Source organism: Anaerovirgula multivorans (genome assembly GCF_900188145.1).
Lineage (GTDB): Bacteria > Bacillota > Clostridia > Peptostreptococcales > Natronincolaceae > Anaerovirgula > Anaerovirgula multivorans.
This window is the reverse complement of sequence record NZ_FZOJ01000009.1, coordinates 152,894-161,960: the sequence shown is the minus strand read 5'-3', so window position 1 is coordinate 161,960 and position 9,067 is coordinate 152,894. Positions and strand designations below refer to the sequence as shown.

Annotated in this window: 9 protein-coding genes, 1 rRNA gene and 1 riboswitch; of the genes, 3 read left to right on the top strand and 7 right to left on the bottom strand. The window is 35.9% G+C overall.

The window, feature by feature from the left end; translation table 11 throughout:
- From CHB72_RS11605 to ribD, 7 genes are all read right to left on the bottom strand, one after another.
- Positions 1-94, bottom strand: a 16S ribosomal RNA gene (locus CHB72_RS11605); the annotation flags it as partial.
- Between the two features lie 518 nt (positions 95-612).
- Complete coding sequence (locus CHB72_RS11600) at positions 613-954, bottom strand: hypothetical protein (protein ID WP_089283034.1); 342 nt, start codon at positions 952-954, stop codon at positions 613-615.
- Position 955: 1 nt separating this feature from the next.
- Positions 956-2,266, bottom strand: a complete 1,311-nt coding sequence (locus CHB72_RS11595) for a DUF1576 domain-containing protein (RefSeq protein WP_089283033.1) — start codon at positions 2,264-2,266, stop codon at positions 956-958.
- Positions 2,267-2,561: 295 nt separating this feature from the next.
- A complete protein-coding gene (gene ribH, locus CHB72_RS11590; RefSeq protein ID WP_089283032.1) occupies positions 2,562-3,026 on the bottom strand; it encodes a 6,7-dimethyl-8-ribityllumazine synthase in 465 nt (154 codons plus the stop codon).
- A gap of 2 nt (positions 3,027-3,028) precedes the next feature.
- The gene (locus CHB72_RS11585) at positions 3,029-4,243 is read right to left on the bottom strand and encodes a bifunctional 3,4-dihydroxy-2-butanone-4-phosphate synthase/GTP cyclohydrolase II (RefSeq protein ID WP_089283031.1); all 1,215 of its coding nucleotides are present in this window, start codon (positions 4,241-4,243) and stop codon (positions 3,029-3,031) included.
- Positions 4,244-4,256: 13 nt separating this feature from the next.
- Positions 4,257-4,910: a riboflavin synthase gene (ribE, locus tag CHB72_RS11580; protein WP_089283030.1), complete on the bottom strand. Its 654-nt coding sequence runs from the start codon at positions 4,908-4,910 to the stop codon at positions 4,257-4,259.
- Positions 4,911-4,913: 3 nt separating this feature from the next.
- The gene (gene ribD, locus CHB72_RS11575; protein WP_242975108.1) at positions 4,914-6,014 is read right to left on the bottom strand and encodes a bifunctional diaminohydroxyphosphoribosylaminopyrimidine deaminase/5-amino-6-(5-phosphoribosylamino)uracil reductase RibD; all 1,101 of its coding nucleotides are present in this window, start codon (positions 6,012-6,014) and stop codon (positions 4,914-4,916) included.
- 156 nt (positions 6,015-6,170) lie between these two features.
- Positions 6,171-6,296, bottom strand: a riboswitch (FMN riboswitch).
- Between the two features lie 147 nt (positions 6,297-6,443).
- On the opposite strand from ribD, the gene ytaF reads away from it, so the two are divergent.
- The 3 genes from ytaF to CHB72_RS11560 all read left to right on the top strand — a co-directional run bounded on the left by ytaF (position 6,444) and on the right by CHB72_RS11560 (position 8,939).
- Entirely contained in the window at positions 6,444-7,082 is a 639-nt protein-coding gene (gene ytaF, locus CHB72_RS11570) for a sporulation membrane protein YtaF (RefSeq protein ID WP_089283029.1), read from the top strand.
- Positions 7,083-7,194: 112 nt separating this feature from the next.
- Positions 7,195-7,569, top strand: coding sequence for a DUF1622 domain-containing protein (locus CHB72_RS11565; RefSeq protein ID WP_089283028.1), 375 nt, complete (start codon positions 7,195-7,197; stop codon positions 7,567-7,569).
- A 74-nt stretch (positions 7,570-7,643) separates the two neighbouring features.
- Positions 7,644-8,939: a putative manganese transporter gene (locus tag CHB72_RS11560; protein WP_242975112.1), complete on the top strand. Its 1,296-nt coding sequence runs from the start codon at positions 7,644-7,646 to the stop codon at positions 8,937-8,939.
- Positions 8,940-9,067 lie beyond the last annotated feature (128 nt).

The window sequence follows — 9,067 nt, the reverse complement described above, 5'->3', positions numbered from 1 at the left end:
ACCCGAAGGCTTCCAATAAATCGGTTCGCTCGACTTGCATGTGTTAGGCACGCCGCCAGCGTTCATCCTGAGCCAGGATCAAACTCTTAATAAAAAATTTCTGGGTTCTATTCTTATTGAATAGATGCTTTTCTTTGCTGGCTTAATATCTATACTGTTTAATTTTCAAAGACCTTTTTATCATCCGCCGCTTTTCAGCGACTTTATTACTATATCATATCCATCGTATTATGTCAACACTTTTTTTATCGTTTTCTTCTCTGCTGTTTTACCAGCTTCTCTTTTATATGATATAGGTTTTACTGTTTCTTTTGTTCTTCTATCCCGTCGCCCCTACTAGCGGCGACTCGTACTACTTTATCAGAATCTCTTTTGCTTGTCAACTCTTTTTTAAAAGTTTTTTTGTTTCTTACCCGCCGCCCCTTGCTTCTGGCGACTTTTACTACTATACCTGGTTTCTCGCATTATGTCAACTCTTTTTTGAAAGTTCCCGTAACTATTAAAATATTTATTAACCGCCGTCTAATAACGGCGGAATATCAATATATCATCTTTCTTTTTCTCTGTCAAGGGGTTTTGTTGTATTTTAAAATGCTTTTGAAATTGTAATAATCATCTTTTTCTTATAACTTTAACTTTTAATTGGTGATCACTATAGTCAACTTCACCAGAATCTACTAACGCTCCTAACAATGTAATTTCCTGATAATAATCGCTGTTCCCTACAAGTTCCCAGTAGTATTCTTCTAACTCAGGTTGTCGGGGTGTGTTTAAAACCGTTTCTAGTTTCTCAAGCTTTTTAATTGGTGGGTTATGGCACTCTCCCCTTAAATGTACTTCAGTTTGTTTTTCTCCATAGTTAAAATCAATATGAATATCTACTATGCCAATTTTAAGATAAAAACTCATTAATTCATCTACTATTTTTATTGCTTTCATTTTATCATGTGTCAAATTACTCTTCCTCCTTTTTAAAGGAATCAATTATTGGTAGAAGAACAGCTGCCACCATTCCACCGGCAAACCCATTATTATATAAGTTCATACCCCCATGCAGATACCCAACATTCATTACCATGGCCATGTGTAAGAATCCTGCAACAATGCCGCTGATGGCACCAAACTCTCCAGCTATAGGTGCCAATGTTGTTCCAAATAATGCTGCTAATAGTGGTCCGATTGCGTTGGTATCCCAAATTTTGAATAGTGAAGCTAGGTATACTCCTAGTAATATAGGCGTTATATTTCTAATATGTTTACCGAAAGCTCCAAAACCCACTACGGTAAATATTCCACCAATAATTGGACCATTTAACTGTCCATTTACTAATAATACGTATAGTGTTGTTACCATCCCAAGTAATCCCATGTTAATAAAGCTCAGGCCAAATCCGCTTAAATTAACGTAATCCGCCACCAGCCTTCCTGAGTATTTTAAAAGCCTTCTATAACCGCTAAAACTCCTATTGTTAAACATAAGTCCCACGATAATCATAGAAGTGAAGATCAAAAATAAGTACATACCTAACACACGGTTATATCCTTCTAGTAAAATTAATGTAGGAGCAGTTTGCAGGTCAAACGCTCTAAAAAGCGCCATAAATACTGTTCCCACCATACCAGCTGTAAAACCCATATTATATAGGTTAAAACCCTGATGAAATTTAATAAAGTGATTAGCAAGAGGTGGTAAGATAAAGCCTGCTATAACACCAATAATATTTCCTAAAATCAAGCCGTTTATTATTGTAAAGCCTAGATCAAAAGTGACCTGACTAATTAAGGGACCTAACGCTGTACCAAAAAATGCAATGAGGATAAACTTGCTGAACTTTTCTTTCTGAACGACTGAGAATAGATAAACCCCTAAAAATATTCCCCATACATTATACAAATTTTTACCAAAAAGAGCAAACCCTCCTATTGTAAAAATAGCAGCAATGATGGGTCCATTCATATTTACCTTGCACTTCTTTGTAATAAAAATTGCAAGAAGCATCAATATCCCACTGTTAAATAAGGCCGCTCCTATATTTCCTACTGCCATATAATCAGTTATCAATATACTAGGCGCTACTATGATATGCATCATACCCGTCATAATTTCATAGGGGCTATTAAAGATAAAAGCAGATATTAATACAAAAACTGCGTAAATAGATATCACTCTAAATTTTACTTTCTCACTAACTTCAATAGCTTTTTTGTGCATTTTTTCACTTCTTTCTTGTGTAGCCTGTTCTTCCCGCCCTATTGATTTACTCATAATTCTACCCCCTTGTATCTGATATTAAACATAAGCTCACTTTAGTGCGCTTTCTTGTGTTTTAAAAAACATATCATCTTTATAGATTGACAATTGGTTAAGTTGTAAATTTATTACACATAAGAAAATGGGAAATTAAGAAATACCTTAATAGGTTATAGATGGGTTGTTTTATTTTAGCAGTATAATTATATGTTATGAAAATAAAAAATTCAACTAAATAAATAAATTTGCTGTAAAATAGAATGTAAAATAGAAATAAAATAATGGATAGGTGCTAGTTAGCACCTATCCATTATTTTATTTCTTTTAGAAGGTTTGCCATTTCAATTGCAGTGACCGCTGCTTCAAATCCTTTGTTACCGGCCTTTGTCCCTGCCCTTTCAATAGCCTGTTCTATTGTATCAGTAGTAAGAACGCCAAATATAATTGGTAGCTCTAGCTCTAATCCCACATGGGCAATACCCTTTGTTACTTCACCAGCTACATACTCAAAGTGAGGTGTAGCTCCTCTTATAACTGCTCCTAAACATATAACTGCGTCATAATTCCCAGACTTAGCCATTTTCTTAGCTGCTAATGGAATTTCAAAGGCCCCTGGCACCCAGCTAATACTTATATTAGTTTCTTCTCCACCATGTCTTTTAATCGCATCTATGGCTCCACCTAATAATTTACTCCCTATAAATTCATTAAATCTACCTATAACAATGCCAAATTTTAAACCTTTACTAGTTAATTGACCTTCAAATGTCTTCATCTTTATTTTTCCTCCTTGAATTTTAATAGATGTCCTAGCTTTTCTTGTTTTGTTTTTAAATAACGGGCATTTCTCTCATTATGGTTCATTTGAATAGCTACTCGGTCTACGATCTCTAAATCATAACCCCCTAACCCTATAAGTTTTTTAGGATTATTGGTCATCAATCTTATCTTTTTCACACCCAGATCCCTTAATATTTGAGCCCCAACCCCATATTCTCGCATATCCTCCGGAAAACCAAGAGCAAGATTTGCTTCCACTGTATCATACCCTTCATCCTGTAAAGCATAAGCTTTCAACTTATTAATTAAGCCAATACCTCTACCCTCCTGCCGCATATATAAAAGTACTCCTTTACCTTCTTCGTTGATTTTGTTCATAGCTGCTGCAAATTGTTCACCGCAGTCGCACCTTAGAGAGCCAAAAGCATCTCCTGTCAGACATTCGGAATGTACCCTTACTAACACTGGCTCATCTCCATGAATTTCTCCTTTAACTAAGGCCACATGGTGCTCTTCATTCATGCTATTTATATAACCTACTATTTTGAAATCTCCATACTTTGTAGGCATATGGGTTTCTGTTACCCGTTCTACCAATTTTTCATTTTTTCTTCTATAAGCAACTAAATCAGCAATAGTAATGATTTTTAAACGATGCTCTTTAACAAATCCCATTAATTCTGGAACTCTAGCCATCGTGCCATCTTCATTCATAATTTCACAAATGACCCCTGCAGGATATAAGCCCGCCAGTCTAGCCAAATCTACTGATGCCTCTGTATGGCCTGTCCTATTTAAAACCCCGCCTTTCTTAGCTGCTAAAGGGAAAATATGTCCTGGTCTTTTAAAATCCTCTGGCTTAGTATTAGGAGCCACAGCTTTTTGGATTGTAATAGCCCTTTCATGAGCAGAGATTCCAGTAGTGGTTTCCACCGCATCAATGGAAACAGTGAAGGCTGTTCCATGATCATCTGTATTATTTTGAACCATTTGTGGCATTTGAAGCTGTTTTAACCTTTCCTCCAGCATAGGTAAACAAATCAAGCCTCTCCCATATTTCGCCATGAAATTAACGGTTTCAGGAGTGATAAATTGAGCTGCCGCCACCAAATCCCCTTCATTTTCCCTATCCTCATCATCCACTACTACAATCATTTTTCCGATCTTTATATCCTTTAATGCTTCTTCAATGGTATTGAACTGAAATTGCATTTATTTTCCTCCTTTATTTTATAAATCCATGTTGTGCCAAAAAATCTAATGAAATATCCTTCTTTTCTTGCTTATCTTTGTTATAAAACATTAATTTTTCTACATATTTTCCAATCATATCGCATTCCAAATTTACCAGCTCCCCAACTCCTTTATTAATTAAAATTGTCTCATCTCGGGTATGAGGGATGATAGAGACTTTAAAACACTTTTCATCTACATAAGCTACCGTAAGACTTACACCGTCTACTGCAATAGACCCCTTTAAAATGATATATTTCAATAATTCTAGTTCTACATCAATTGTGATCCATACTGCATTGTCCTCTTGATCATAATTACTAATAACCCCTACCCCATCGATATGTCCGCTGACAAGATGTCCCCCTAAACGATCCCCTACTGCCACCGCCCTTTCTAAATTCACTAAATCACCTGTTTTCAAATTCTTTAAGTTGCTACGCCTCATGGTTTCTGCCATAACATCTACTTGAAAACTAGAAGTATCAAACTGATTTACTGTCAAGCATACACCATTAGTAGCTATGCTATCACCCAACTTCACATCTCCTAAAACTCTTTTTCCTTCAATGATAATGCTAGCACCATCTCCACTTTGATGAATTCTCCTTATTCTACCTATTTCTTCAACAATTCCCGTAAACACAACCTATCCTCTCCTTCTGATATAACCCTCTATCAAAATATCCTTCCGAAATTTTTCAAGAGAAATATCCTCTACAATGAAAGCATCTTTTATTAAGCTTTTACCAGTACCTTCTACTGGTGTAATGGCATTTCTTCCCCCAATAATCTTAGGCCCGATAAAACACATGACCTTATCTACAATTCCTACATCTAAGGCTGAATAGTTCAGGGTGCCTCCCCCCTCCAATAGAATACTGTCTATTTTTCTCTGTCCTAGTTGTATCATTAAATCCTCAAGATTTACTTTTCCGTTTTTCTCCTCAACCATTAGCACCTCCACCCCCAATTTAGCTAGTTCTTCTATTTTTTCTTTTGAAGCTTTATTGGTAGTTGCAATAAGCGTTGGTTGTTGTTTCGCAGTCTTCACCACATTGACTTCTAAAGGAATCCTGAGCTTACTGTCTACAATAATTCGTACTGGCTGATTTCCTTCTTTGTTGAGAATTCTGGTGTTTAGTTGAGGATCATCCGCTAATATGGTAGAAATTCCCACCATGATTCCAGCTACTCGATCTCTTATATGATGACCGTATGCCCTTGCATCCTCTTCAGTAATCCATTTTGAGTCTCCATTTGAGGTGGCAATTTTGCCATCTAAGGTCATTGCGGTTTTTAAAATGCAAAAGGGCTTAGATGTAGTAATATATTTAATAAAAATTTCATTTAGCTTTCTTGCTTCCTCTTCCAAAACTCCTAATACCACTTCTATTCCATGTTTCCTAAGTATTTTTATCCCCCTACCTGCCACCTGTGGATTAGGATCCTGTAGTGCAACAACTACCTTTTTCGCTTTACTTTTTATGATAGCTTCTACACAGGGGGGTGTTTTCCCATAATGTGAGCAGGGCTCTAAATTTACATAAATCGCAGCTCCCTTAGCAAGAAATTTTATTTTTTTTAATGCATCTACCTCTGCATGATCTCCACCATAATAATGATGATATCCTTCAGCAATAACCTTTCCTTCCTTTACAATCACAGCCCCCACTAGAGGATTTGGTCTTGTCTTCCCCCATCCTAGTTTTGCCAAAGTAAGGGCTCTTTCCATATAGTTCTCCTCCACAATACCACCTCCATTTCTCCTATTTTTTTCTTTTTAACAAAATAAAATACCCTGAGATTTTACCTCAGGGTATGATTGATATAATTAATATCACTGTTCATTGATTTATTAAGTGCCTACCATATAAAAGCATATGTAATCAACAGTAATATAATACTATACTCTCTCCCATCCAGACTATACTGTCGGCTCTGGAATCTCACCAGATCAACCAAAAGGCTCGCGGGCTTCGCATAAAACGTTACCGCCGGTGGGGAATTTCACCCCGCCCTGAAAGTATTTAATAAAGCTTATATTGAATTTTCTTTACATCATATCATACCACTATCTTTTCTTCAAGATTTTTATTACTCGCAATATTAAATTTTGTCACCCCTTGCCCCATGCTACATAATATGGTAAGGAGATGATGATTTAAGGAGGGATCACATGATTGAAGGTCTTTTGATTGCCATCGCCATAAGCATGGATAGTTTCAGTGTTGGCATAGCTTATGGTATAAAAAATATAAAAGTTCCTTTATACTCTCTTGTTATACTAGATTTTATTTCTGTTGCCCTTCTAAGTCTTGGTTTTTTTGCCGGAAATCTTTTAACAAGATTGGTACCGGAAGTCGCTACGAATTTGATAGGGGCAGGTATACTATTGGTTATTGGTATTTGGTTTTTGATTCAAGGCTGGTTAAATTATAGGTTTCCTAAGGAAAAAGTCCACCAACCTACTTCTATTGCAATTATCAGTATTGACTCTTTGGGAATTGCAATAAATGTATTGAGAGATCCTGCAAAGATAGATCTAGATATTTCTGGAGTAATTGACACAAAAGAAGCTATCGTATTAGGAATAGCTTTAGCCATCGATTCCTTAGCTATTGGAATTGCGGTTTCACTTTCCTCTATCACGACGATCCTATTTACTTTATTATTGGTAGCTATATTAAATTTAGTATTCCTGCTGTCAGGCATTCATATAGGCAAAAACTATTTAGCCTCTCGATTAAAGGAAAAAACTTCATTTATTCCAGGATGTATCTTAGTTATCTTAGGGTTAACCAGATTGATATCTTAATAGTTGCTAAAGTCCTACTGTGTAAAAGCAGTAGGATTTTAGTTTTGTCTAGAAAAGATTGGACATACTATTATAAAAGTACAAAAGAATCCCATCTTCTAGGAGGAATACTATGCTAGAACAGTTTGAACATTTGATTGAAGCATTGGTTGTCTTCGTAATTCATATTTTAGAGCTAATTGGCATCTTTATTATAGGTTATTCTGGTGTAAGAAGTTTTTTAAAGTATGTTAAAGAGAAATTAAAATTTAATGATACCTGTATAAAAATCGAACTAGCTAAGGGTTTGGCATTAGGCCTTGAATTTAAATTAGGTGGAGAAATCCTCAGGACAATTTTAGTTCGTACAATGGATGAGATAAAAGTATTAGGTACTATTATCGTTCTACGACTTATATTGACCTATGTTATTCACTGGGAGATCACCTCTGAACTTCATCAGGAGGAAGAGATAAAGGACTTTGCTAGACACAGAAGAGAAGAATAAAACTATTGTTAGGTTACATAGTCAGAGGGTATAATTATATAGAAAATGAAATAAGGGGGTAGAACTTATTGTTTGTGACCATTTTAGAACTTGTATTAGATAGCGCTGAAGGTGCTTTTTTAGAGGTAGGAGTTTTTGTTGGATTTGTTCTTTTGTTATTTGGATATATAAACTTCAAAAAGTCTGGAGATTTTATATCTTCTATAGAAAGATCAAAAAAATGGCAACCTGTGCTGGGGGCATTATTAGGACTCACGCCTGGTTGTGGTGGGGCTATTTTCGTTATGCCCTTATTTTTTAAAGGAGCAGTAAGCTTTGGTACGGTTATAGCTACTTTGGTAGCTACAATGGGGGATTCAGCCTTTGTACTAATTGCCAGCCATCCACTGCAGTACCTCATTATTAGTTTTCTTTCTTTTATAGCTGCCATCATTACTGGTTATGCTGTTGATAAAACCAACCTAGGTATTGAAATCTTAGAAAAGTATAAATCTAGAAGAAAGAGCAAGGAAGATCTTGATCAAGACCATGCAAATGCTGACCATAGTCTACTTCAATATGAATGCAATCGAATGGGAGGATGTAATGATAACCTCATCAAACATATTGGTCATAGTGAAGGAGATGAAATTGACCTTTTATTACATCATAAGTTGAAGGGTCATCAAAGTCATGATACTTTGGGCTACAGATTTACCCATAATGGTTTTTATCTATATTGGCTTATTATGCTGATTGCTTTACCCTTAGGAATAGGACTGTTGCTTCAAGTAGATATTAATGAGCTTTTCATCCCTAATTTAGGATTAGTTATAGGAACCTTAGGAACAGCATTTTCTATCCTTATGATGATTATGAGTAAAAAATTTCTTGGGGATGATACCCATGAAGAAACTGAACTAAAGGCCATGTCTTTGAAGGAAACCTTTATCCATAATGCTCAAGATACCGCCTTTGTTGTGACATGGGTATTTGTTGGATTCTTAGCCTATGAAATCCTAGTATTAGCCATTGGTGGTGGTGATTATGCCACTGGCGAAGGGATGATTGAGACAGTACTATTAGCTACAGGTATATTATCGATTATTATTGGTTCAGCTATTGGGTTGATTCCTGGCTGTGGCCCTCAAATTATATTTGTTACATTATTTACTCGAGGTCTAGTGCCCTTTGCCGCCCTATTTGCCAATGCGGTATCTCAGGATGGAGATGCTTTATTACCTCTAATTGCAATTGACCGTCGTTCTGCATTGTGGGCCACTGTGATTACAACGATACCAGCTGTCATTTTTGGTCTCATAATTTATTGGCTAGAAATCAACCTGCCTATTGTTTCAATGCTGCAAACCACTTTTACTTCGCTAAAATAAAGCTCAGTTCCTTCCTCACCCCTCAGGATGACAGACTCAAAAGCTTTGTACTTTCTTTACTTCACATGAAATTAGGCTGTAAATCTCATAAAAAGCTATACATTATTTTAAAGTATAAAATAATGTAT

Bases quoted from the DNA above. Each gene is read 5' to 3' on its own strand.
- CHB72_RS11595 (WP_089283033.1), bottom strand. From the start codon at position 2,266: ATGAGTAAATCAATAGGGCGGGAAGAACAGGCTACACAAGAAAGAAGT.
- ribH (WP_089283032.1), bottom strand. From the start codon at position 3,026: ATGAAGACATTTGAAGGTCAATTAACTAGTAAAGGTTTAAAATTTGGC.
- CHB72_RS11585 (WP_089283031.1), bottom strand. From the start codon at position 4,243: ATGCAATTTCAGTTCAATACCATTGAAGAAGCATTAAAGGATATAAAG.
- ytaF (WP_089283029.1), top strand. From the start codon at position 6,444: ATGATTGAAGGTCTTTTGATTGCCATCGCCATAAGCATGGATAGTTTC.
- CHB72_RS11565 (WP_089283028.1), top strand. From the start codon at position 7,195: ATGCTAGAACAGTTTGAACATTTGATTGAAGCATTGGTTGTCTTCGTA.